General features: G+C 37.8%; 21 protein-coding genes and 1 other annotated feature (1 of these 22 only partly in view). Of the genes, 19 read left to right on the forward strand and 2 right to left on the reverse strand.

Annotated elements, in window-relative coordinates; all coding sequences use genetic code 11:
- Positions 1-211: a binding site (T-box leader), on the forward strand (it extends 18 nt beyond the left edge of the window).
- A gap of 59 nt (positions 212-270) precedes the next feature.
- The 13 genes from ileS to pyrE all read left to right on the forward strand — a co-directional run bounded on the left by ileS (position 271) and on the right by pyrE (position 16,302).
- On the forward strand, positions 271-3,033 hold the full coding sequence (gene ileS / locus BMW36_RS00140; RefSeq protein WP_089737757.1) for an isoleucine--tRNA ligase: 2,763 nt from the start codon (positions 271-273) through the stop codon (positions 3,031-3,033).
- Between the two features lie 157 nt (positions 3,034-3,190).
- Positions 3,191-3,664: a signal peptidase II gene (gene lspA, locus BMW36_RS00145; protein WP_089737759.1), complete on the forward strand. Its 474-nt coding sequence runs from the start codon at positions 3,191-3,193 to the stop codon at positions 3,662-3,664.
- Complete coding sequence (locus tag BMW36_RS00150; RefSeq protein WP_089737760.1) at positions 3,661-4,575, forward strand: RluA family pseudouridine synthase; 915 nt, start codon at positions 3,661-3,663, stop codon at positions 4,573-4,575. Before lspA ends, BMW36_RS00150 begins: the two co-directional genes overlap by 4 nt.
- 177 nt (positions 4,576-4,752) lie before the next feature.
- Positions 4,753-5,298: a bifunctional pyr operon transcriptional regulator/uracil phosphoribosyltransferase PyrR gene (gene pyrR / locus BMW36_RS00155; protein WP_089738810.1), complete on the forward strand. Its 546-nt coding sequence runs from the start codon at positions 4,753-4,755 to the stop codon at positions 5,296-5,298.
- A gap of 137 nt (positions 5,299-5,435) precedes the next feature.
- On the forward strand, positions 5,436-6,818 hold the full coding sequence (locus tag BMW36_RS00160) for a solute carrier family 23 protein (protein WP_089737762.1): 1,383 nt from the start codon (positions 5,436-5,438) through the stop codon (positions 6,816-6,818).
- Positions 6,819-6,850: 32 nt separating this feature from the next.
- Entirely contained in the window at positions 6,851-7,780 is a 930-nt protein-coding gene (locus tag BMW36_RS00165; RefSeq protein ID WP_089737765.1) for an aspartate carbamoyltransferase catalytic subunit, read from the forward strand.
- Positions 7,740-9,020: a dihydroorotase gene (locus BMW36_RS00170; protein WP_089737766.1), complete on the forward strand. Its 1,281-nt coding sequence runs from the start codon at positions 7,740-7,742 to the stop codon at positions 9,018-9,020. Before BMW36_RS00165 ends, BMW36_RS00170 begins: the two co-directional genes overlap by 41 nt.
- Positions 9,017-10,114: a carbamoyl phosphate synthase small subunit gene (locus BMW36_RS00175; RefSeq protein ID WP_089737768.1), complete on the forward strand. Its 1,098-nt coding sequence runs from the start codon at positions 9,017-9,019 to the stop codon at positions 10,112-10,114. Before BMW36_RS00170 ends, BMW36_RS00175 begins: the two co-directional genes overlap by 4 nt.
- Entirely contained in the window at positions 10,114-13,314 is a 3,201-nt protein-coding gene (gene carB / locus BMW36_RS00180) for a carbamoyl-phosphate synthase large subunit (protein ID WP_089737771.1), read from the forward strand. The genes BMW36_RS00175 and carB overlap by 1 nt, the downstream gene beginning before the upstream one ends.
- A complete protein-coding gene (locus tag BMW36_RS00185) occupies positions 13,311-14,072 on the forward strand; it encodes a dihydroorotate dehydrogenase electron transfer subunit (protein ID WP_089737773.1) in 762 nt (253 codons plus the stop codon). Before carB ends, BMW36_RS00185 begins: the two co-directional genes overlap by 4 nt.
- On the forward strand, positions 14,069-14,989 hold the full coding sequence (locus tag BMW36_RS00190; RefSeq protein WP_089737775.1) for a dihydroorotate dehydrogenase: 921 nt from the start codon (positions 14,069-14,071) through the stop codon (positions 14,987-14,989). Before BMW36_RS00185 ends, BMW36_RS00190 begins: the two co-directional genes overlap by 4 nt.
- Positions 14,982-15,686, forward strand: coding sequence for an orotidine-5'-phosphate decarboxylase (pyrF, locus tag BMW36_RS00195; RefSeq protein ID WP_089737776.1), 705 nt, complete (start codon positions 14,982-14,984; stop codon positions 15,684-15,686). The genes BMW36_RS00190 and pyrF overlap by 8 nt, the downstream gene beginning before the upstream one ends.
- On the forward strand, positions 15,679-16,302 hold the full coding sequence (gene pyrE / locus BMW36_RS00200) for an orotate phosphoribosyltransferase (protein ID WP_089737778.1): 624 nt from the start codon (positions 15,679-15,681) through the stop codon (positions 16,300-16,302). Before pyrF ends, pyrE begins: the two co-directional genes overlap by 8 nt.
- 103 nt (positions 16,303-16,405) lie before the next feature.
- Here pyrE and BMW36_RS00205 read toward each other — a convergent pair whose 3' ends face one another.
- Complete coding sequence (locus BMW36_RS00205; RefSeq protein ID WP_089737781.1) at positions 16,406-17,710, reverse strand: DUF2254 domain-containing protein; 1,305 nt, start codon at positions 17,708-17,710, stop codon at positions 16,406-16,408.
- A 156-nt stretch (positions 17,711-17,866) separates the two neighbouring features.
- On the opposite strand from BMW36_RS00205, the gene BMW36_RS00210 reads away from it, so the two are divergent.
- Positions 17,867-18,214 carry a hypothetical protein gene (locus BMW36_RS00210; protein ID WP_089737783.1) on the forward strand — a complete coding sequence of 116 codons (348 nt, stop codon included), beginning with the start codon at positions 17,867-17,869 and terminating at the stop codon, positions 18,212-18,214.
- 45 nt (positions 18,215-18,259) lie between these two features.
- On the opposite strand, the gene BMW36_RS00215 is transcribed toward BMW36_RS00210, so the two are convergent.
- Positions 18,260-19,975, reverse strand: coding sequence for an Rqc2 family fibronectin-binding protein (locus BMW36_RS00215; RefSeq protein WP_089738812.1), 1,716 nt, complete (start codon positions 19,973-19,975; stop codon positions 18,260-18,262).
- A 202-nt stretch (positions 19,976-20,177) separates the two neighbouring features.
- On the opposite strand from BMW36_RS00215, the gene BMW36_RS00220 reads away from it, so the two are divergent.
- The 5 genes from BMW36_RS00220 to coaBC all read left to right on the forward strand — a co-directional run bounded on the left by BMW36_RS00220 (position 20,178) and on the right by coaBC (position 23,512).
- Complete coding sequence (locus BMW36_RS00220; protein WP_089738814.1) at positions 20,178-21,056, forward strand: YicC/YloC family endoribonuclease; 879 nt, start codon at positions 20,178-20,180, stop codon at positions 21,054-21,056.
- 50 nt (positions 21,057-21,106) lie between these two features.
- Positions 21,107-21,367: an extracellular matrix/biofilm regulator RemA gene (remA, locus tag BMW36_RS00225; protein ID WP_089737785.1), complete on the forward strand. Its 261-nt coding sequence runs from the start codon at positions 21,107-21,109 to the stop codon at positions 21,365-21,367.
- Positions 21,368-21,382: 15 nt separating this feature from the next.
- Entirely contained in the window at positions 21,383-22,000 is a 618-nt protein-coding gene (gene gmk / locus BMW36_RS00230) for a guanylate kinase (protein WP_089737787.1), read from the forward strand.
- The gene (gene rpoZ / locus BMW36_RS00235; RefSeq protein ID WP_089737789.1) at positions 21,997-22,212 is read left to right on the forward strand and encodes a DNA-directed RNA polymerase subunit omega; all 216 of its coding nucleotides are present in this window, start codon (positions 21,997-21,999) and stop codon (positions 22,210-22,212) included. Before gmk ends, rpoZ begins: the two co-directional genes overlap by 4 nt.
- Positions 22,213-22,312: 100 nt before the next feature.
- Entirely contained in the window at positions 22,313-23,512 is a 1,200-nt protein-coding gene (gene coaBC, locus BMW36_RS00240; protein ID WP_089737790.1) for a bifunctional phosphopantothenoylcysteine decarboxylase/phosphopantothenate--cysteine ligase CoaBC, read from the forward strand.

A 23,512-nucleotide genomic window follows, 5' to 3' on the forward strand; every position in this document is an offset into this window, starting at 1 on the left:
ACAGTAGATTAATGGTCAACTAAGCAGAGCGAGTTAGGGATGGTGGAAGCCTAATTTAGCCCATTAATTGAAAATCACCCATGAGAAACTATTCTGAAATGATGAAGTAAGAATAGTCGGATCATCCCCGTTACGGATGTTCGAGTGGATAGTAGTTGAACAGATACTATTATCTATAAGGGTGGTACCGCGAGTTCTTCTCGTCCCTTTTGGGGATGTGAAGAGCTTTTTTATTTTCCGGTAAATATATTAAAACAGGAGGACAATTGGATGGATTACAAACAAACATTAAATATGCCAAAGACAGATTTTCCAATGCGCGGAAATCTGCCAAATAAAGAACCGAAATTACAAGAACAGTGGGATGAAGAAAAGCTTTACGAAAAAGTACAGGAGAGAACAAAAGGACGACCGCTTTTCGTTCTTCATGATGGACCCCCTTACGCGAATGGCGATATTCATATGGGTCATGCCCTGAATAAAGTACTAAAAGACTTTATCGTGAAATACAAGTCGATGACAGGGTTCCATGCTCCTTATGTACCTGGATGGGATACACATGGTTTACCGATCGAACAGGCACTTGCTAAGAAGAAAGTAAACCGTAAAAAAATGTCTGTAGCAGAGTTTCGTCAGAAATGTGCGGAGTATGCTTTAAAGCAGATTGATAATCAGAGAGCACAATTCAAACAGCTTGGTGTTCGGGGAGATTGGGAAAATCCTTATATTACACTAGATAAAGCTTATGAAGCAGAGCAAATTAAAGTATTTGGTGAGATGGCAAAAAAAGGTTATATTTATAAAGGATTAAAACCGGTTTACTGGTCTCCATCTTCTGAATCTGCTTTGGCAGAAGCGGAAATAGAGTATCAGGATAAACGCTCTGCTTCTATCTATGTAGCATTTGAAGTGAAAGATGGAAAAGAGTTATTAAAAGGTGATGAAAAATTTATCATTTGGACAACGACACCGTGGACAATACCAGCAAATCTGGCAATCTCTCTTCACCCGGATTTAGAGTATGCTGTCGTGAAAGTTGAGGATGACAAATACATCATTGCTAATGATATGCTGGACCAGGTAAAAACTGTCTTAGAGTGGGAGAATGCAGAGATAATTCAAACATTCAAAGGTGTGGAAGCAGAGAATCTTGTTGCCCAACATCCTCTTTACGACCGTGAATCACTAATCATTTTAGGTGACCATGTTACAACAGAAAGTGGTACAGGACTTGTCCATACTGCACCTGGGCATGGGGAAGATGACTTTATTGTCAGTAAAAAATATGGTTTGGAAGTGCTTTGTCCAGTTGATGAGAAAGGATATTTTACAAATGAAGCACCTGGTTTTGAGGGATTATTCTATGATGAAGCTAACAAAAAAATTACAGAAAAACTAGAAGAAAATAATGCGTTGTTAAAAATGGAATTTATTACACACTCTTATCCGCATGATTGGCGTACTAAGAAACCAACTATTTTCCGGGCAACGAATCAATGGTTTGCTTCCATTAAAGATTTCCGTGAAGAAATTTTAGCAGAGATCCAACGAATTAACTGGGTGCCGAACTGGGGTGAAACGAGATTATTTAACATGGTCCGTGACCGAGAAGATTGGTGTATTTCCCGTCAGCGTACATGGGGGGTTCCAATTCCGGTGTTTTATGGAGAAGATAAAACACCTATCATTACTGATGAAACCATTTCACATGTTGCAAAGTTATTTAGAGAACATGGATCTAATATCTGGTTTGAGTGGGAAACAAGAGAATTACTCCCGGAAGGTTTTACTTCAGAACACAGTCCAAACGGAACATTTACAAAAGAAACAGACATTATGGATGTATGGTTTGATTCCGGTTCCTCACACCAGGGTGTATTGGAAGGAAGGGAAGAATTACAAAGACCTGCTGACGTTTACTTAGAAGGTTCGGATCAATATCGAGGCTGGTTTAATTCTTCTATTTCCACTGCAGTTGCTGTGACTGGCAAGGCACCATATGAGACAGTTATTTCACATGGTTTTGCTTTAGACGGCAAAGGACGCAAAATGAGTAAATCTGTCGGAAATGTTGTTGTTCCTTCAAAAATAATGAAGCAATACGGTGCTGATATTCTTCGTTTATGGGTAGCATCTGTTGATTACCAGGCAGATGTTAGAATTTCCGATGAGATTATTAAACAGACATCGGAAGGTTATCGTAAAATCCGAAACACATTCCGTTTCTTATTAGGGAATTTAGATGATTTCCGTCTGGAGCATAAAGTGGCAGATCATGATCTGGAAGAAATCGATCAGTATATGTTAGTGAAACTGCAAAAAGTTATTGCAAAAGCACGGCAAGCATATGAGAATTATGACTTTTCAACTGTTTACCAATCAATTCATAATTTCTGCAGCATTGACCTGAGCTCCTTCTATCTGGATTTTGCGAAAGATGTAATTTATATTGAAGCTGAAGACAATCCTAGAAGACGTAGTATTCAGACAGTATATTATGAGATTGTCACATCACTGGTAAAACTGTTAACACCTATTTTAACTCACACAATGGAAGAAGTGTGGGCGTACATCCCGGATGTTGAGGAAGAAAGAGTACAGTTATGTGATATTCCTTCGGTCCGTGAAATCCGGAATGCGGACCAGATTTTGGAAAAGTGGGACGCATTTATGGAAATACGCGATGACATCCTGAAAGGGCTAGAAGAAGCACGTTCTGAGAAAATCATCGGTAAATCTTTAGAAGCTTCTGTGCAAATTAAACCGAAGAATGACCAGGTTGCCGAGATTTTAGAACAAATTGATCATTTACATCAGCTGTTAATTGTTTCAAATGCAGAAATAGTGAACAGTGTAGACGAAGGAAAAGATTATGAATATGTGACATTAAAAATTGAGAAACATCACGGGGAAACATGTGAAAGATGCTGGGTAATCTCTGACACTGTTGGAGAGGATAAAGATCACCCGACATTGTGTAAACGATGTGCTGCAGTGGTAAAAGAGCATTATTCAGACGTTGCAGAAGGATAAACCTTGACGTTAGATTTTAAAAAGGCCAGCTATACTTTGAAAATAAGTATAGCTGGCCTTTATTATTTTTGATACCTGAAGACTTTTCATAAAAAAACATGCTATAATGTGTATTAGTGTGTGAAAGGATATTAATGGAACAGAGGTTGGTGTATATATGTTGTGGGTATATATTGTTGCAGTCGTAATCATTGGCTTAGATCAATTGACAAAGTTATGGATTGTTCAGAATATGGAATTAGGGGATCAAATTACTGTCATTGAGAATGTTTTTTATTTAACATCACACCGTAATACAGGTGCTGCCTGGGGAATACTTGCTGGACAAATGATCTTCTTTTATATTATTACAACAATTGTTATCGGTTTTGTTATTTATTATATTCAAAAGTACGGAAAAGATAGCAAGTTGCTTGGACTTTCGCTGGCATTGGTATTAGGCGGTGCAATAGGTAATTTTATTGACAGGCTGTTTCGTAAAGAAGTGGTGGATTTCTTCGATATTTACATTGGTTCATATGATTATCCGATTTTTAATATCGCAGATTCCGCACTGGTTGTTGGTGTAATTCTGATTTTTATCGGTACAATATTGGATGAGCGTAACAAAAAAAGGAGCAAAAATGCATGAGTCTGAAACAGTATAAAGTACAACAAGAAGATAAAGGAATAAGAATTGATAAGTTGTTAGTAGATATAACAGAGGATTATTCAAGATCACAAATAAAAACATGGTTTGATCAAAAAATAATCAAAGTCAATGGAAAAAGTGTGAAACAAAATTATAAATGTCAACCGGATGATCTGATCGAGTGGGAGGTACCTGAAGTGGAGCCGCTAGAAGTAGAGGCAAGGGACATCCCGATAAATATCGTCTATGAAGACCAGGATATTTTAGTGGTAAACAAAGCGAGCGGAATGGTTGTACACCCGTCAGCAGGTCACCAGGATGACACACTGGTTAATGCACTTCTATACCATTGTGACGATTTGTCAGGGATTAATGGAGTTGCAAGACCAGGAATTGTTCATCGGATTGACAAAGATACAAGTGGATTACTAGTTGTAGCAAAAAATGATAAAGCACATGAGCAACTGGCAGAGCAAATGAAAGATAAACAAATTAAACGAGAATACAAAGCGTTAGTTCATGGTGATATTCCCCATGAATACGGTACTATTGATGCGCCGGTTGGCAGAAGCGAAAAAAACCGCCAACTGATGGATGTTGTGGAAAACGGCAAACCAGCAATTACACATTTTGAAGTAATTGAAAGGCTTCATGGGAAGTACACTTTTATTAAATGTGTATTAGACACTGGCCGTACCCACCAAATTCGGGTACATATGAAATATATCGGATTCCCTATTGTTGGGGATCCTAAATATGGACAGAGAAAGTCAATTGATGTAGAAGGGCAAGCACTGCATGCATATCATTTAACCTTCAGACATCCAATTACAGGTAATGAACTGAGTTTCGATGCAGAATTGCCGACAAAATTCGAGAAAGTATTAGAAAATATTCGAAAAAGTTATTGACTGATGCTTCAATTTTTGGGATAATAAATTCAATATCATAAAGCCTTTTAAAACAGTCCCGTGAGGCTGAAAAAGGAACTAGATGCATGTGGACGGTATACGTGTATCCAGACCCTTTATTCCTCCCGGAGAATAAAGGGTTTTTTCCATATAATGGGCTTAAAAGGAGCAATTATGATGAATAAAAAAGCGAATGTGCTCGATAACAATGCAATGAAAAGGGCTTTAACCAGAATTGCACATGAAATTCTTGAACGAAATAAGGGTGTTGACGGGTTAATGTTAGTCGGAATTAAGACAAGGGGAGTTCCCATTGCGAATCGTCTTAGGGAACGTATTAAAGAAATTGAGGGAGTAGAAGTACCTATTGGTGAGCTTGATATTACACTCTACCGCGATGACTTAACTCATGTAGATGAAGCGCATGAACCTCAATTAAATGATGCTAATCTAAGAGAACAAGTATCAGGAAAAAATGTCGTTTTAGTTGATGATGTTTTATACACCGGCAGAACTGTTCGGGCAGCAATGGACGCCATTATGGATCAAGGCAGACCTTCCCAGATTCAACTGGCTGTATTAGTTGATCGAGGCCACAGAGAGCTGCCAATTCGCGCAGACTTTATCGGGAAGAATATTCCGACATCCCAAAACGAAATTATTACAGTAGAACTGGCTGAAATTGATCAAACAGATAGTGTAAGTATCTATGAAAAAGAATAAAAGACCTTTAAGTAAGTACAGAGATGCTTGCAAGGTCGCATGATGAATGCGTGTTGTTTTTGGAGACACGTTTGCCTCTTTGCGATTTTGCAAAGAGGTTTTTTTTGAAGAGAAACAGAAAAAGGGGACGAGAAATGATGACAGATAAAAATATAGTATTAGATGTACGAGAAGTACCAAAAATGTCGAAATGGTTTTTATTTAGTGTACAGCATTTATTCGCAATGTTTGGATCGACCATATTAGTACCATTCCTAACAGATTTGTCACAGGCAGTTGCCTTAATATCAAGCGGGGCGGGGACACTTGCTTACTTATTAATAACGAAAGGCAGAATACCTGCATATTTAGGATCAAGTTTTGCCTTTATTACACCGATTACGAGTGCAATGGCCATCAGTGGTACAGGTGGAGTTATGATTGGTAGTTTCCTTGCCGGGATTGTCTACGGTATTTTATCGCTCTTAATCAAGACTTTTGGTACCAAGTGGCTGATGAAAATTTTGCCGCCAGTAGTCGTCGGACCTGTAATTATTGTAATTGGACTTGGATTAGCTCCTACAGCAATCGATATGGCAATGAATGTTAATGAGCAATACAGCGGTGTGCATTTTAGTGCAGCAATTGTTACATTATTAATTACCGTTATAGGGTCGTTAATGTTCCGGGGATTCTTCGGTTTAATTCCAATCTTAATCGGTATAATTGGTGGGTATTTATACTCCATGTTTATTACCGCAGTATCCGGTGTGGGAGTTCTCAATACAGACGGTGTTTCAGCAGCATGGCAGAAGATTACGGAAAGCAGTTCATTCTCTGAAGCAATCGGCGCAATCTTTGTTATGCCGGAATTCGTTATTCCTTTTGTAACATACAACCCTGCTGAGATTTTTAACTGGAGTATTGTAATGATTATGGTGCCAGTCGCAATCGTTACAGTTGCTGAGCATATTGGAGACCAAATGGTTTTATCAAAAATTGCAGGCAGAAATTTTTTGGAGAAACCAGGTTTGCACCGTTCTATTCTTGGTGATGGTGTTGCAACAATGATTGCTTCCCTGTTAGGCGGGCCGCCAAATACAACGTATGGCGAAAATATAGGTGTACTTGCAATTACAAGAGTGTTCAGTGTATTTGTTATCGGGGGTGCAGCAGTTTTAGCTATACTGTTCGGATTCATTGGTATCATAACAGAAGTTATCGCGTCTATCCCGACACCGGTTATGGGGGGGATTTCCATATTGCTTTTCGGTATTATAGCTTCCAGTGGACTGAGAATGTTAATTGATAACCAAATTGACCTTGGGGATAAAAGAAACCTAATTATCTCATCAGTGATCCTGGTAATTGGTATCGGAGGAGCATATGTAGACATTCCAATAAAGAATGCAGAAAACTTACAAATTGAAGGAATGGCATTAGCTGCCTTAATTGGTTTAGTGTTAAATCTCGTTCTGCCTGGCAAAGAATCAGGTTTTGGCAACGGCCAGATGTTTGAGGCACCAGAGGAAAATAAATAATTGAAAACAACACTTTTAAGGAGGCCATACAAATGAAACATTTTGTGACAATGCAAGATTTATCAGAACAGGAAATTTACCAGTTGATAAGAAAAGCTGATCACATTAGTCAAAATGGCGCAAAACCGTTAAATGGTCAATATTTTGCAGCTAACCTTTTTTTTGAACCAAGTACGAGAACAAAAATGAGCTTTGTTGTGGCACAGAGACGTTTAGGAATAGAAGTGTTGGATTTTATGACAGAAGTGTCGAGTGTTACAAAAGGGGAGAGTATATATGATACTGCCAGAACTTTTGAATCAATCGGAGCAAATGTACTCGTCTTAAGGCACTCAGAAGAAAATATTGCCCGGAAATTAGCTGAAGCCATTCAAACACCTGTTATCAATGCGGGTGATGGTACAGGAGAACACCCTACACAGTCATTGCTGGACCTTGTTACAATATATCAGGAATTCCAACAGTTTAAAGGCTTAAAGGTAGTAATCGCTGGCGATATCAAGCATAGCCGTGTCGCAAGATCCAATGCGATTGCTTTATCCACTTTAGGCTGTAAGATTTATCTGACTGGAATGGACAGCTGGAAAGATGAGTCACTGGATTTTCCATACATTACGATGGATGAAGCGGTAGAGATGGCAGATGTACTGATGCTGCTTCGAATTCAGCATGAAAGACACCAGGACCATTTATCACTCGATCAAAACAGTTATCTTCAAACATATGGTCTAACAATTGATCGTGAAAAAAGAATGAAAAAACATGCGGTAATCCTACATCCTGCCCCAGTAAACAGGGGGGTTGAAATAGACAGTCGTCTTGTAGAATGTGACCGTTCAAGAATCTTTAAACAAATGAAGAATGGTGTTGCAGCGAGAATGGCAGTTATGCAGTCATTACTAAATCAAGGGGGAAACTTTTATGAAGAAGATTTTAACCAACGTCAAGCGTTTATCGGATAGAGGAGAGCTGATAGCATGTGAAATTCTAATAAACGATGGGAAAATAGAAGCAATCGGAACAAAGATTGATCAAAGGAATGCGGATATCATTGATGGAAAAAATCGACTGGTTTCACCTGGATTTGTTGATGTACATGTTCACTTGCGTGAGCCCGGAGGAGAAGCAAAAGAAACGATTGAAACAGGAACAAATGCAGCAGCAAAAGGCGGTTACACAACTGTTTGTTCGATGCCAAATACACAACCGACACCAGACTCTGTTGAGATATTGAAAAATATAAATCAACGAATTAATGAAACAGCTAAAATACGAGTATTACCATATGCATCTATTACTCAGCGGCTTATTGGTGAGCAGCTAACAGATATGGAGGCATTAAAAGAAGAAGGTGCATTTGCTTTCACAGATGACGGGGTAGGTGTTCAGTCTGCTGACATGATGTTACAAGCTATGATCCGTGCTGCATCTGTTAACAAGGCGATTGTAGCTCATTGTGAGGATAATACATTAATTCATGAGGGAGTAATGCATGAAGGAAATATTAGTAAGCAATTAGGTCTCCCGGGAATCCCTTCAGTTTGTGAGTCAGTACAAATTGCCCGTGATGTTTTATTAGCAGAAGCTGCTGGCTGTCATTATCACGTATGCCATGTAAGCACTAAGGAATCTGTCAGGGTGATTCGTGATGCGAAAAAAGCGGGTATCCATGTAACTGCTGAAGTAACTCCACACCACTTATTACTTAACGATACAGCTATTAAAGAAAATGATGCCAATTTTAAGATGAACCCGCCATTACGTGCTGAAGAAGACCAGCAAGCATTGATTGAAGGTTTACTTGACGGAACAATTGATTTCATTGCAACAGACCATGCACCACATACGAAAGAAGAAAAATCAAATGGTATGGCGGATGCACCGTTTGGAATAGTAGGTTTTGAAACAGCTTTTTCCCTGTTGCATACACAATTTGTTCAAAAAGGAATTTTTACATTAAAACAGTTAATCGACTGGATGACAGTAAAACCAGCTGATGTGTTTGACTTGCCGTTTGGCAGATTAGAACCTGGGCAAAGTGCTGATTTAACATTAATAGATTTACAGGTAAATGAAAGTATAGATAAAACAACCTTCCTGTCAAAAGGTGAAAACACCCCATTTGATGGTTGGAAAGTAACAGGAAAACCAGTAGTAACAATCTACCAGGGTGAAGTGGTATATGAGGAGGCAGCACAATGAAAAGACTACTAATTTTAGAAGATGGAACAATATTTGAAGGACAAGCATTTGGCTCATCAGAAGAAAGTATTGGGGAAGTTGTATTTAACACAGGGATGACAGGATATCAGGAGACATTATCTGATCCTTCATACTGTGGCCAAATAGTTACGATGACATATCCGCTAATAGGTAATTACGGGATTAATAAGGATGACTTTGAAACTATTAATCCCGCAATCTTCGGTTTTGTTGTAAAAGAATATTGTGAAACACCATCAAATTTTAGAAGTGATGAGAGTTTAGATACATTTTTAAAAGCGAATGACATTCCTGGTATTGCAGGTATTGACACAAGAAAGTTAACAAAAATCCTCCGTAAACACGGAACGATGCGTGGAATTTTAACAAAAGCAAATGAGAACATATCTGTAGAAGAGGGTTTAAGCAAATTGAAGAATAAAGAACCACTAACAGATCAGGTTGCTAGAGTTTCTACAATGAAACCATATGTTGCTCCGGGGAGAGGTTATCGAATTGTACTTGTGGATTTTGGAATGAAGCACGGGATCTTACGCGAATTAACAAAGCGGGACTGTCATGTGACAGTTGTTCCATATAACTACAGTGCGGACAACATTTTAAGATTAAAGCCAGACGGAATTATGCTGACAAACGGACCAGGGAATCCAAAAAATGTGCCCGAATCCATTGAAATGATAAAAAAAGTAATCCCATCCATACCTACATTTGGTATATGCTTAGGTCATCAGTTATTAGCACTTGCATGTGGTGCAAATACTGATAAGTTGAAGTTTGGTCACAGGGGCTCCAATCATCCTGTTTATGATTTTGAAACAAAACGCGCTTATCTAACTTCACAAAATCACGGATATGCCGTCACAGAAGACTCGATAAAATCTACGGAACTGGAATTAACACAGGTAGCACTAAATGACAAAACAGTAGAAGGCGTTAAACATTCGAAATATCCGGCTTTTTCAGTACAATATCACCCTGAAGCATCTCCTGGACCTGATGATACCAACTATTTATTTGATAAATTTATCGATACTATTACAACATTCAAAGCAACATTGAAGGAGGAAGCATAATGCCAAAAAGAACGGATATTCAGAAAATATTAGTAATCGGATCTGGACCAATTGTTATCGGACAAGCAGCAGAATTTGACTATTCTGGTACACAGGCATGCCAGTCACTAAAAGAGGAAGGTTATACCGTTATTTTGGCGAACTCTAATCCTGCTACAATTATGACAGATCATACCATTGCCGATACGGTCTATATGGAGCCGTTAACTGTAGAGTTTTTATCAAAAATTATTCGGAAAGAACGACCTGATGCAATCCTTCCTACTTTAGGTGGTCAAACAGGTCTTAACCTTGCAGTTGCGCTGGACGAATCAGGTATATTGGAAGAAACTGGAACGGAACTGCTCGGAACAAAATTGGAAGCAATTCAGCAAGCAGAAGACCGTGAGAAATTTCGCAGTCTAATGAACGAAATAAATGAACCTGTTCCTGAGAGTCAAATCGTAAACACTGTGGATCAGGCCTTGTCTTTTGCTGATGAAATTGGCTATCCGTTAATTGTACGTCCTGCATACACGTTAGGTGGTACAGGCGGCGGAATGTGCTACACGGAACAGGACTTGCGTGAAATAACCAGAAATGGCTTATCCCTGTCACCCGTTAATCAATGTTTAATTGAACGAAATATAGCAGGTTTCAAAGAGATCGAATATGAAGTGATGCGTGATAAAAATGATCAGGCTATTGTTGTATGTAATATGGAGAATATTGATCCGGTAGGGATTCATACAGGTGATTCCATCGTCGTAGCACCATCACAGACATTAAGTGACCGTGAATATCAAATGCTGCGTTCCGCTTCCCTGAAAATTATTCGCGCATTAAAAATCGAAGGTGGCTGTAATGTTCAGCTTGCATTAGATACAGACAGTTTCCAGTACTATATCATTGAGGTTAATCCTCGTGTAAGTCGCTCTTCTGCACTTGCATCCAAAGCAACAGGTTATCCGATTGCAAAAATTGCCGCAAAAATCGCAATTGGAATGACTTTAGATGAAATTATGAACCCAATAACTGGAACAACTTATGCACTTTACGAGCCGTCACTCGATTATGTTGTAACAAAATTCCCGCGCTTCCCGTTTGATAAATTTGTACTTGGTAATCGCCAGCTTGGAACTCAAATGAAAGCAACCGGGGAAGTGATGGCAATTGGTCGTAATTTTGAAGAATCGATGTTAAAAGGAATTCGTTCATTGGATATTAGCGGAGAAGACTTCTATCTACCAAATTTATCAGAAAAAACGGTAGAAGAACTAACGGAAAGATTAGTTAAGCCAGATGATGAAAGAATTTACGTATTAGCTGAAGTAATGCGTAAAGGAATGACTGTAGAAGAAATTCATCAACTAACCAAAATTGACCGATTCTTCTTAAATAAATTAAGAAAAATTATTGATTTTGAATTAAAATTGGCAGAAAATCATAAAAACTTTGAACTTCTGGAAGAAGCAAAATTATTAGGACTATCAGATACACAGATTGCGAGAGTATGGAATGTAGAAGTAGATACTGTTTATCAAATGAGAAAAGACGCAGGTTTATTCCCTGTTTATAAAATGGTAGATACATGTGCAGCTGAATTTGAATCAGAAACACCATATTTCTACAGTGCTTATGAAGAGGAAAATGAGTCGGTAGTTACAGACAGGAAAAAGGTTCTTGTTATCGGTTCAGGACCTATTAGAATCGGTCAGGGGATCGAATTTGACTATGCGACTGTCCATTCAGTTCTTGCATTAAAAGAGGCTGGGTTCGAAGCAATCATTATGAATAGTAATCCTGAAACAGTATCTACTGATTTCAGTGTGTCAGATAAATTATATTTTGAGCCGTTAACACTGGAAGATGTAATGCATGTTGTAGAATTAGAAAAGCCGGAAGGTGTAATAGTTCAATTTGGTGGTCAGACGGCGATTAACTTAGCAGAAGGCCTTGAAAGAAGAGGAGTACAGATTCTTGGTACCCCGCTGGAGGCAATTGATACTGCAGAAGACAGGGATAAGTTTGAACAATTATTGCAGGAATTGAATATTCCACAGCCGCAAGGAAAAAGCGTTCGTCAGTTAGATCAGGCAAAAGAAGCGGCCGGGTCAATTGGTTACCCGGTGCTTGTCCGTCCTTCTTATGTTATTGGTGGAAGCCAGATGGAAATTGTTTATAGTGAAGACGAACTGGAAAGTTATTTAGCTAAAACTAACCATATTAAACATAAACACCCTGTATTGATTGATAAATATTTAACAGGGATTGAAGTGGAAGTTGATGCAATCAGTGATGGAGAAACGACCATTATTCCTGGTGTAATGGAGCACATTGAGCGTGCAGGTGTACACTCTGGTGACTCTATTGCAGTTTACCCAACACAACGGCTATCAACAAATATTAAACAGAAATGTGTGGATATAACGATTAAGATTGCAGAAAAACTTGGTGTGAAAGGATTAATTAATATCCAGTTTGTTGTTCATAAAAATGAAGTATACGTACTGGAAGTAAACCCGCGCGCAAGTCGTACCATCCCATTCCTTAGTAAAATTACCGGGGTAACAATGGCTAATATAGCAACACGCTGTATTATAGGTAAATCTCTAAAAGAAATGGGTTATGAGAGAGGTTTGTTGCCTGAACCGAAAACAGTTTCTGTAAAAGTCCCTGTTTTCTCTTTTGAAAAATTACGCAGTGTTGATACGATGCTTGGGCCTGAGATGAAATCAACAGGGGAAGCTATTGGAAGAGACCGTACGTTAGAGAAAGCTTTATATAAAGGACTAACAGCTTCCGGTTTAAAGATACCGATGGAGGGTGCGGTGTTAATAACAGTAGCTGATAAAGATAAGCAGGAGGCTGGTGAAATTGCCAAACGATTCTTTGACTTAGGCTTTAACTTATATGCTACATCAGGGACCGCAAAACATTTACAGAGTTTGGATTTACCAGTCAGCGAAGTTGGAAAAGTTGATGCTGAAGGTAAGAATGTCCTTTCCATCATTGAAAAAGGAGAAGTTCAAGTTGTTGTAAATTCACTTACTTCAGGTAAGAAGCCACGTTCAGACGGATTTAGAATTCGCCGTCAGGCTGTTGAGCATGGCATTGCATGTTTGACAAGTCTGGATACAGCAGAAGCGATTGTCAATGTAATTGATTCAACAACATTTACTGCAAGACCAGCTGTTTCAGGGAAGGCAGTGGTTCTGTGATTACAAAACAGTCATTGGAAATATTAAGTCATATCCAGATTGCTGAGGAAACTTTTGAGGTTGTGCTTCGTTCTGCTTTAAGTAAAGAACTGAAACCAGGTCAATTTGTCCACATTGCTTTGCCAGGTCATATGCTAAGACGTCCGGTATCTATTGCCAATGTTGACCCTGAAGCAGAGACATTTACAATGATTTTCAAGATTTTTGGTGAGGGAACACGTCATCTTAGTAAATATCAGGCAGGTGACAAACTTGATGTGATCTTACCATGTGGCACACACTATCCAATCGAAAATCTGAAACTGGAGCATGCTTTGCTTGTAGGTGGGGGGATTGGGGTCCCTCCTCTCTATTATCTAGGCAAACAATTAAAGGATAAAGGGGTAAAGGTAACAAGTGTATTAGGCTTCCAATCAGCCTCTCAAGTATTTTATGAAGAAAAATTCCAACAACTTGGAGATACATTTATTGCGACAAATGATGGAAGTTATGGCCAGAAAGGCTTCGTAACAGATATCATCTCGGAACTAGGGTCACCATTTGATTACTATTTTTCATGTGGGCCAACGCCTATGCTTAAAGCAGTAACAGATCAATTAGCTGATAAAAAAGGATATATTTCATTGGAAGAACGAATGGGCTGCGGTGTGGGCACTTGTTATGCATGTGTTGTTCCATTAAAGGCAGACCCGACAAAGAATAAGAAAATTTGTAAAGATGGACCGGTCTTTTTAGCAAATGAGGTGAGTTTAGCATGAGCTTAACAGTAAACCTGCCTGGCTTATCCTTAAAGAATCCAATCATGCCGGCTTCAGGCTGTTTTGGGTTCGGTAAGGAATACAGTCAGTTTTATGACCTTAATCAGTTAGGGGCGATAATTGTAAAGGCAGCTACAGGAGAGGCGAGATATGGCAATCCAACTCCTCGAGTTGCTGAGACGTCAAGTGGTATGCTAAATGCGATTGGTCTTCAAAATCCAGGTGTTGAAAAAATAATTACAGATGAACTTCCTTTTTTACGGCAATATCATACACCAATTATTGCAAATATTGCAGGTAGTACTGTGGAAGAATATGTAAAGGTTGCTAAGACGTTGAATCAATCACAGGATATTGCTGCAATTGAACTTAATATTTCCTGTCCCAATGTAAAAGAGGGCGGTGTACAGTTTGGAACAGACCCTGAATTAGCTAAACAAGTAACAGATCAGGTAAAAGAGGCAAGTGATTATCCAGTTTATGTAAAATTATCCCCGAATGTAACAAATATTACCACAATGGCAAAAGCAGTTGTGGGGGCGGGTGCTGATGGTTTATCGATGATTAATACATTGACTGGTATGCAGATAAATTTGAAAAAGCGTGCTCCTGTGATTGCAAATAAAACTGGCGGGTTATCAGGACCTGCTATTAAACCAATTGCAATACGAATGATTTATGAAGTGAGACAGGCATTAAGTAATGTGCCGATTATTGGTATGGGTGGAATCATGAATGCAGAAGATGTGCTGGAATTTTTACTGGCAGGAGCAAATGCCGTTGCGGTAGGTACAGCAAATTTTCAGAATCCTAACATATGTCCCGAGATTATCGCTGAATTACCTGGAATATTATCGAGATATGGTTTTGAGTCTGTAGAGGAAGCGGTAGGAAAGGGGCATATAATACATGGATAAACCATTCTTTTTAGCACTGGATTTTCGTACTGGTGAAGATGTTAAACAGTTTATTGAAAAAAATGATTTTTACGGTGTACCGGTAAAGGTTGGAATGGAGCTATTTTATCGGGAAGGTGTCTCCATCATTTCATGGTTAAAAGAGCACCAGCACCCAATATTTCTAGATCTTAAATTACATGATATTCCTACTACTGTGGAAAAGGCAATGTATAATTTAGCAGGACTTGGAGTTGATATTGTCAATGTCCATGCAAGTGGTGGCAGTGAAATGATTCGTGCTGCAAAGAGAGGCCTTGAATCAGGAGCCATACAACAATCAACAAAATTGATTGCTGTTACTGTTTTAACATCAATGGATCAGCAAACATTGGAAAACGAGTTATATATAAATCAGAAGCTGGATGAGGCAGTAGCACGTTTAGCTGAGCTTACCAAAAAAAGTGGGGCAGATGGGGTAGTTTGTTCTGCACATGAAGCAGGAATGATAAAAGAAGTTTGTGGGGAAGACTTTTTAACTGTGACACCTGGAATAAGATTGGCAGAAAGTAATGCGAATGATCAAAAAAGAATTGCTACACCATCGTTTGCCAAACAAAATGGTGCCGATTATTTAGTTATTGGCCGCAGTATTACACAAGCCGAAAACCCGAAACGAAATTATCTGCGTGTACTAGAGGAGTGGAATAATGCTTAATTCAAAAGAAATTGCTAATGCGTTATACGAAATTAATGCAATACAGATTCGCCCAGACCGTTCATTTGTCTGGACATCAGGAATCCATTCACCTATATATTGTGACAATCGGTTAACAATGTCTTATCCCGACATTAGAAAAAAAATTGTTCAGCAATTCGCCGAGATGGTTGATGTAATGGATGAGAAACCCGATATTATTGCTGGTTGCGCTACTGCAGGCATCCCGCATGCAGCATGGCTGGCTGAATATTTAAATTTACCAATGGTCTATGTGCGTTCCAAACCAAAAGGACATGGGAAACAAAACCAGATTGAAGGAAAAGTAAATCAAGGTGACAAAGTAATTGTAATTGAAGATTTAATATCAACTGGTGGGTCTTCTCTGGAAACCGCACTGGTATTACGGGAAGCAGGAGCGGAAGTGCTTGGGGTGTTAGCAATATTCAGCTATGGACTGAAAAAAGCTGATGTGAAGTTTAGTGAAGCTGACATGTCTTTTGATACAATCACTAACTTTGATATATTGGCAGAGGCACTGGTTGAAAACAATGAAATATCTGAGGAAGAAAAGGAAAGCTTATTGGAATGGCGTAATGATTTAGGCAATAATTAATCATTATTTCCCGGGTAACCGCATAATTAGTAGTCTTTCGCTAATTATCGATCAAAAGTTAAAAAAAGATGACGAAAAGTCAGGATAATGAACGAATTCGTTTTCATCCTGACTTTTCAGCATCATTTCCCGAACAACACGTTTTCAGCTTTTCATAGATCGATTGAAGATAATTCCTTTCCTGATCAGGTAACCCATCCCAATCTATTGCTTCAATAATGTAGAAATGGAATTCCCAAATCTCTTTCCTGATTTTCGTATTGCTTGCCATTGCTACATTGTTAAGTACTTCCAATATACTGTACATAATCGAAATATCATTTTTTCCATAGTTTCTAATTTGATAAAAACTTTTAAACAAATAGTCTGGAAAAGTTTTGATTCTTTTAATCACTCTCAGGTGCTCGTTTTTGTCTGTAATGTATTTCCCTTTATCATTAATTGTGCCAAGTTCGATCAGCAGACTTCCAATTCGGTACATTGCATTAATGGCAGTATGAGGGTCATTTACTGCAGGTGATATAGCCCGTAAAGCTATTTCTACTAATTTCTGGATGGTAAATTCGACATCCTGAAGATCTGTTCGTTCATTACCAATTACAATGTATTCATATAAAGCCTCGTATGAATCGAGTTTATTATCGGAATAAATACTGATTAGCTTCAGATCTTTCTGGATAAAATCTCCAACTTCTACTCTCATCTCTGCCACAGCGTTATTCTTTTCTAACCATTCCACTAGTTTATTCCATTTGAGATCCTGAACATATCCGGATTTCTTTACTTTCAGGTTTTTTTGCTGTTTTTTTCTAAAGTTTAGTTCATCTTGGTTTACCTTATCCGCAATATGAAAGTTTTGCTGCTTTTTTATATTTTTTTTGATAATTTTTGCCCCGTCTATTTCAATCCACCTGATTAAGTTGTTTACCTGCATCCAGTTTGCGGAATGATGAATAAAGTAAACGAAAAATGCCAGCTCAATGATTGCTATGATCGTCATAAATACGGGACCTAAGAAAATGTTCTCTTTGCCAACAATTAACAAATTCAATAAAGCGAAAATAAAGCCAAAGCAGTATACTCCCAACACATGCTGTGTTGTACGATCTCTCATAAAATCCTGCAGAGTTCGCGGTGAAAACTGATTACTGTATGTGGTAAGCACAACCATAATGACAGAGAAACTAATAGTGGTCATTGTAAGTATTGCTGTAACAAGGGAAGCATAAATCTCAATCGCTACATCTTTTTTTGTTAAAAGTATCGAAGGGATATCTTCTTTGAATTGGTCAATAATGTATTGATCTGTGAAAACAATTAGTAAAACCGAAATAATAGAAAACAGACTGTATACAGATGGCAAAAACCAAAAAGCGTCCCTGGTTTTTAACCAAATCCTATCCTTCATAACTATCACCCGTCTTTTAAAGTAATAGTTTATTTATACCCGATTAGTCAGAAATAAAGCATTAGGGATAAAGAGAACAACCTTTTTACAAAATATTTACTTTTCTAAATACATAATTGTGGTATAATTTCCAAGATAAACAGGAAGGATGGTTACATGAGTTACTGGGTCAGTTATGTCATCGCAATCTTACTAACATCAATGTCTTACTATATCGGAAGCAAAATTTTAAAAATGAATCTGGGAATTGTTCAATCACTAATCATTGGTACAACTGTTGTGAGTTTAGGAGTGTTGACCGAATATTCTGGTGCACCAATATGGTTAATCGTATTAGTACCATTTCCTGCAGGTATGATATTATCATTTTTATTTCTGAAAACTTCTTTTTTAAAGTGGTTACGAACTTATATGTTTATCCTTTTCTTATATACGATTATACATATAATTGTCAGCTATTTTTTCCAATTTCATTCATTAATTCCGGCATGGCACTTATCTTAGCACTAATACGACATTAGAATTGAATCAGAAAAAGAGAACCATTAGTTAGTCTGGTTCTCTTTTTAATTTTGATAAGTTACCTTCATCAGGTGTAACATATACTGTTTTTTGGCTGTCATATGTTACAAAACCGGGTTTAGCTCCACTCGGCTTTTTCACATGGCGAATTTGTGTATAATCAACTGGTACAGAAGAGGAATTTTTAGATTTGCTAAAGTAAGCAGCTAGCTGAGCAGCTTCAATTAATGTTTCCTCAGATGGATCAGTTGATCGAATAACAACATGGGAGCCAGGGATATCCTTTGTATGAAGCCATATTTCGTCCTTTCGAGCTATACGGTTTGTTAAATATTCATTTTGTTTATTATTTTTACCTACCAAAATCAATGTCCCGTCTGACGCATAGAAGGTTTCAGGTTCTGGTTTTGTTATTTTTTTCTTCTGTTTACCTTTATTTACCTTCTTTTTCAGATATCCTTGTTCCTGTAATTCTTCACGAATCTCCTCAATATCCTGTTCTCTTGCAGATTCAATCTGATCAATAATTTCTTCCAAATAATTAATTTCATCGATGGCTTTCTTCTTTTCTTCTTCAACCATTTGTTTTGATTTCTTTAATTTATGATACTTTTTAAATAAAGCCTGTGCATTTTCACTTGGTGATTTATTTTCATTTAGTTTTATTGTGCGTGTACTCTGGTCAGGACCATAGTAATCCACGACTTCAACTTGTTTGTCACCTTGTTTTACCAGATGCATATGTGCTGTTAGCAGTTCCCCGTCCCGCTGGTACTTATCTGCATGTTTAGCTTCCTCTAATGTTTGATCAAGTTTTGTTAATTTTCTCTGATTTTTCTTTACTTCATTTGTCAGAAAGCGCAGCAAGTCACCTGCTTTTTGTTTTACCCTGTCCCTCTCCGCTTTTCCGGAATAAAATGTATCAAGCATATCACTTATCGTATGAAAGGATTGTTTTTTACCTGACAAAGATTCAAGTGGCAATACATAAAATAAGCTTTTTTCGGCGTGAATAATATGTGGTTCATACTTGTTATGTAAGGCCATACTTTGAATCTTCTCGAACGCTTTCCTGTACGCCGCAGAATTTGATAACCCAGCAAGATGAATAATTTCTCTTGACAACAAAGGGGATATTCCCATAAATGTTCTTACAATTTGCTGATCAAGCTTGCCGCCATTAAAATCCAGTTTTTTTATAAATGTTTCCCCGTCAATTGTCATTGGATTTGTTTTTCCCTGACTTGGAGGGCTGATATAGCTACTCCCTGGCAGGATGGACCGGTGTCTGTTTTGTGCATGCGACACATGTTTTATACTATCAAGGATAACCTGTCTTTCCTCATCCACAAGGAGGATATTACTATGTTTTCCCATTAACTCAATGATCAATGTTTTTAAGCTTACATCACCAATCTCATTTTTTGTTTGAAAATGAATATGAATAATTCGTTCATTTTCCAGTTGCTTAACTGATTCAATAAAACTTCCACTCAAATATTTTCTAAGCATCATACAAAACATTGTCGGTTCTGCTGGATTTTCATATTTGTCATTTGTAAAGTGTAAGCGTGCATAAGTGGAATGGGAAGAAATCAGTAATTGCTTGTTTTCACCATATTGTCTTATTGTAAACAATAGCTCTGTATCTGTTGGCTGATATATTTTTAGTACCCTTCCTGAAGAAAGATTTGAGTCTAGTTCATGAGCAACAGCTCTTGTAACGATACCATCAAAAACCATCATTATCACCTCGTCTCCACATTATAACATGAATTACAATTATTTTAGGCAATTTTAACGGCTTGTGATTAATTGCCGCAATTTGATATACTAAGAGAATGAAAAAGTGTGGCTATATTTAATTATTGAAAATAATTGGTATATTCACAGGTTTAATGGAGATATACAGGTTCATACTAGAAATGTAAATGGATGTGATTTTATGAGAAGTATGACTGGCTATGGAAAGGCGGAATACCAATCTGATGACATATTTATGTCTGTTGAAATACGTACAGTTAATCATCGTTTTCTTGACATTACCACACAGTTGCCTTCCTACTTACTGCACAAAGAGGAAATGGTAAAGAAATTAATTAAGGACCATTTATTCCGTGGAAGAGTAGAAATATCCATTCATATTATCAGTGAAGAGCTGGCCAAGAAAAAATTACAAACAAATTGGAACATGGTGGAGCAGTATATTTCTAATCTGCAGGAAATTCAAACTAAATACAATCTTCCAGGTGAAATTTCAATTGAACATATTGCACAACAGTCCAATATAATGGAAATTGTTGAAGAAACAGCGGAAACCTCCTCTATCGAAGTAATGTTGACAGAGATAATCGGGCAGGCTGTTTCCCAGGTTGTTAAAATGCGGAAACAAGAAGGTATTCATTTAAACACAGAATTAGAAAATTACCTTCAAAAAACAGAAAATATATTAAAATGGTTGGGAGAAAGAAGAAATATTGTTATAATAGAGTATCAGGATAGAATAAAAGCTCGTATCGATGAATTTCTCCGGAATACTTCGGTTTTTGATCAGGTAAAATTACATCAGGATATTGCTGTTTTAGCAGAAAAAGGTGATATTGCCGAGGAATTAACCCGGTTACATAGTCATATTGAGCAATTTCGGGCAGTTATCAAGGATAAGGGAGCAGTTGGGAGAAAACTGGACTTTATTGTCCAGGAAATGCACCGGGAATGTAACACAATAGGTTCAAAATCAAATGATGCTGCAATTAGTGCTCAAATTATCACATTAAAAGGTTTGATAGAAAAAGTTAAAGAACAAGTACAAAACATAGAATAAAAGCATCGCATATCCATGTTCTTTTTAGAATATTAAGGGGGATCACACGAATGAATTTAAAGTTAATTAATATTGGGTTTGGCAACGTAGTTTCAGCCAACCGTATTATTTCTATTGTCTCACCGGAATCTGCACCAATTAAAAGAATCATTACCGTAGCCAGAGAAAATAATAAATTAGTTGATGCAACATATGGAAGAAGAACTCGTGCCGTTATAATTACGGACAGTGACCATGTTGTTTTATCAGCCGTTCAGCCGGAAACAGTCGGGCAGCGCGTGATTAGTCATGATGAAATTAGTGAAGAATAAGTAGGAGGAAGCACTTTGATCAAAGAAAAAGGAATATTGTTTGTTTTATCAGGACCTTCGGGTGTTGGCAAAGGAACAGTCAGAAAAGCTTTATTTGAACAAGATACAAACTTAAAATACTCTATCTCTATGACAACACGTAATAAACGTGAGGGGGAACAGGATGGAGTGGATTATTTCTTTCGTTCACATGATGAATTTAAAGAAATGATTGAACAAAACAGGTTGTTGGAATATGCTGAGTATGTAGGCAATTATTATGGAACACCGAGACAATATGTAGAAGAAATGATTGAAGCAGGGCATGATGTGTTTCTTGAGATAGAAGTACAAGGTGCGATGCAGGTGAAACAGAATTTTCCGGAGGGCGTTTTCGTATTTTTGATTCCACCGAGTCTGGAAGAATTAAAGAACCGGATTCAGGACAGAGGTACAGAATCTGAGGAATTAATCACAAGTCGGCTACAGGAAGCACGTAAAGAAATTGAAATGATGGAGTCATATGACTATGTTGTAGTTAATGACGATGTGGATAATGCTGTCAAAAAAGTCCAGGCAATTGTTCAGGGTGAACATTGCAAGAAAGACCGAGTGGCAAAACAATTTAAAGCACTATTGGAGGTAGAAAAATGATATTAGAACCATCAATTGATAAATTACAGTCCAAAATTAACTCGAAATATACATTAGTGACACTAGCAGCAAGAAGAGCGCGCCAAATCCAGGATACAAATGTGCATCAATTAGAATCCCATGACTCAGCTACATGTGTTGGTATTGCCTTAGAAGAAATATTAGCAGAAAAATTAACTGTAGATCCAGCATCAGAAGGACAGGAAGACTAACAAGAAGAAAGTCATTTTAATGATCAATTAATCACCAATATTCCCTCGCATTGCATCTGCTTGCGAGGGTTTCTTCTATCCACTAGAAAGGAGCAAAAAAATGCTAAAAGGCAAAAATATATTATTAGGTGTTTCTGGCGGGATAGCGGCATATAAGGCAATTGCATTAACTAGTAAACTTACTCAGGCAGGTGCCAATGTTAAAGTAATAATGACGGAAAGTGCAACAAAGTTTGTAACACCTCTATCATTTCAGGCAATCTCCAGAAATGAGGTATATTTGGATACCTTTGATGAAAAAGATCCTAGTAAAATTGCTCATATTGATTTAGCGGACTGGCCTGATTTTTTCTTACTTGCACCAGCCACCGCCAATATCATTGGAAAAATAGCCAATGGTCTGGCAGATGACATGCTCTCAACAACATTACTCGCAACAGATAAACCGGTATACATAGCTCCAGCGATGAATGTACATATGTATCAGCATCCCGCCGTGCAAAGAAACATGCAAATACTTGACGGATGGGGTTATCGGTTTATTGAACCAGGCGAAGGATATTTAGCATGCGGTTATGTTGGAAAGGGCAGATTGGAAGAGCCAGAAACAATTGTGACATTATTACAGCAAGAGGTAACCCGTACTCTGAAATGGAAAGGAAAAAAAGTCCTGATTTCTGCAGGTCCAACAAGGGAGCCAATCGATGCGGTACGTTATTTTAGTAATTATTCATCAGGAAAAATGGGATATGAATTAGCAAAGGCTGCAGTAAGGGAAGGTGCAGAAGTACACCTAGTCACAGGTCCAACCACTTTGGAAGATCCAGATAATGTGAAGACATATCAAGTAACTACGGCGGAGGAAATGTTTAATAAAATTTCCGAATTGTATCCTGCTATGGACATTGTCATAAAGTCAGCCGCCGTAGCTGATTACAGACCTGTAGTGCAAACGGACAGGAAAATGAAAAAACAGGATGGCAACCTTTTTATAGAGTTAGAGCGGACAAAAGATATACTAAAGTACTTGGGAGAACAAAAAGGCCACCAGTATCTAGTTGGATTTGCTGCAGAAACTGATCATGTAAAAGCGTACGGTAAGGAAAAGTTATATAAAAAGAATTTGGATGCAATTATCATTAATGATGTAAGTAATAAGGAGATTGGCTTTCAGTCTGATTTCAATGAAGTGATCTTTTTAACAAAAGATGGAGTAGAGCAAACAATATCGAAATCAAAAAAAGAAGTTATCGCTAAACAATTAATAACATTTATTGAGAACGAAATAAGGAAGGATTAA

Origin of the sequence: Gracilibacillus ureilyticus (assembly GCF_900111195.1) — a bacterium.
Taxonomy (GTDB): domain Bacteria; phylum Bacillota; class Bacilli; order Bacillales; family Amphibacillaceae; genus Gracilibacillus; species Gracilibacillus ureilyticus.

What these genes read in the sequence shown, in the direction of transcription:
- coaBC (WP_089737790.1), top strand. Translation starts at nt 22,313, where the DNA reads ATGCTAAAAGGCAAAAATATATTATTAGGTGTTTCTGGCGGGATAGCG.
- BMW36_RS00175 (WP_089737768.1), top strand. Translation starts at nt 9,017, where the DNA reads ATGAAAAGACTACTAATTTTAGAAGATGGAACAATATTTGAAGGACAA.
- remA (WP_089737785.1), top strand. Translation starts at nt 21,107, where the DNA reads ATGAATTTAAAGTTAATTAATATTGGGTTTGGCAACGTAGTTTCAGCC.
- BMW36_RS00210 (WP_089737783.1), top strand. Translation starts at nt 17,867, where the DNA reads ATGAGTTACTGGGTCAGTTATGTCATCGCAATCTTACTAACATCAATG.
- pyrE (WP_089737778.1), top strand. Translation starts at nt 15,679, where the DNA reads ATGCTTAATTCAAAAGAAATTGCTAATGCGTTATACGAAATTAATGCA.
- BMW36_RS00150 (WP_089737760.1), top strand. Translation starts at nt 3,661, where the DNA reads ATGAGTCTGAAACAGTATAAAGTACAACAAGAAGATAAAGGAATAAGA.
- BMW36_RS00205 (WP_089737781.1), bottom strand. Translation starts at nt 17,710, where the DNA reads ATGAAGGATAGGATTTGGTTAAAAACCAGGGACGCTTTTTGGTTTTTG.
- pyrR (WP_089738810.1), top strand. Translation starts at nt 4,753, where the DNA reads ATGAATAAAAAAGCGAATGTGCTCGATAACAATGCAATGAAAAGGGCT.
- lspA (WP_089737759.1), top strand. Translation starts at nt 3,191, where the DNA reads ATGTTGTGGGTATATATTGTTGCAGTCGTAATCATTGGCTTAGATCAA.
- BMW36_RS00170 (WP_089737766.1), top strand. Translation starts at nt 7,740, where the DNA reads ATGAAGAAGATTTTAACCAACGTCAAGCGTTTATCGGATAGAGGAGAG.
- rpoZ (WP_089737789.1), top strand. Translation starts at nt 21,997, where the DNA reads ATGATATTAGAACCATCAATTGATAAATTACAGTCCAAAATTAACTCG.
- pyrF (WP_089737776.1), top strand. Translation starts at nt 14,982, where the DNA reads ATGGATAAACCATTCTTTTTAGCACTGGATTTTCGTACTGGTGAAGAT.
- BMW36_RS00165 (WP_089737765.1), top strand. Translation starts at nt 6,851, where the DNA reads ATGAAACATTTTGTGACAATGCAAGATTTATCAGAACAGGAAATTTAC.
- BMW36_RS00220 (WP_089738814.1), top strand. Translation starts at nt 20,178, where the DNA reads ATGAGAAGTATGACTGGCTATGGAAAGGCGGAATACCAATCTGATGAC.
- carB (WP_089737771.1), top strand. Translation starts at nt 10,114, where the DNA reads ATGCCAAAAAGAACGGATATTCAGAAAATATTAGTAATCGGATCTGGA.
- BMW36_RS00190 (WP_089737775.1), top strand. Translation starts at nt 14,069, where the DNA reads ATGAGCTTAACAGTAAACCTGCCTGGCTTATCCTTAAAGAATCCAATC.
- BMW36_RS00215 (WP_089738812.1), bottom strand. Translation starts at nt 19,975, where the DNA reads ATGGTTTTTGATGGTATCGTTACAAGAGCTGTTGCTCATGAACTAGAC.
- ileS (WP_089737757.1), top strand. Translation starts at nt 271, where the DNA reads ATGGATTACAAACAAACATTAAATATGCCAAAGACAGATTTTCCAATG.
- BMW36_RS00160 (WP_089737762.1), top strand. Translation starts at nt 5,436, where the DNA reads ATGACAGATAAAAATATAGTATTAGATGTACGAGAAGTACCAAAAATG.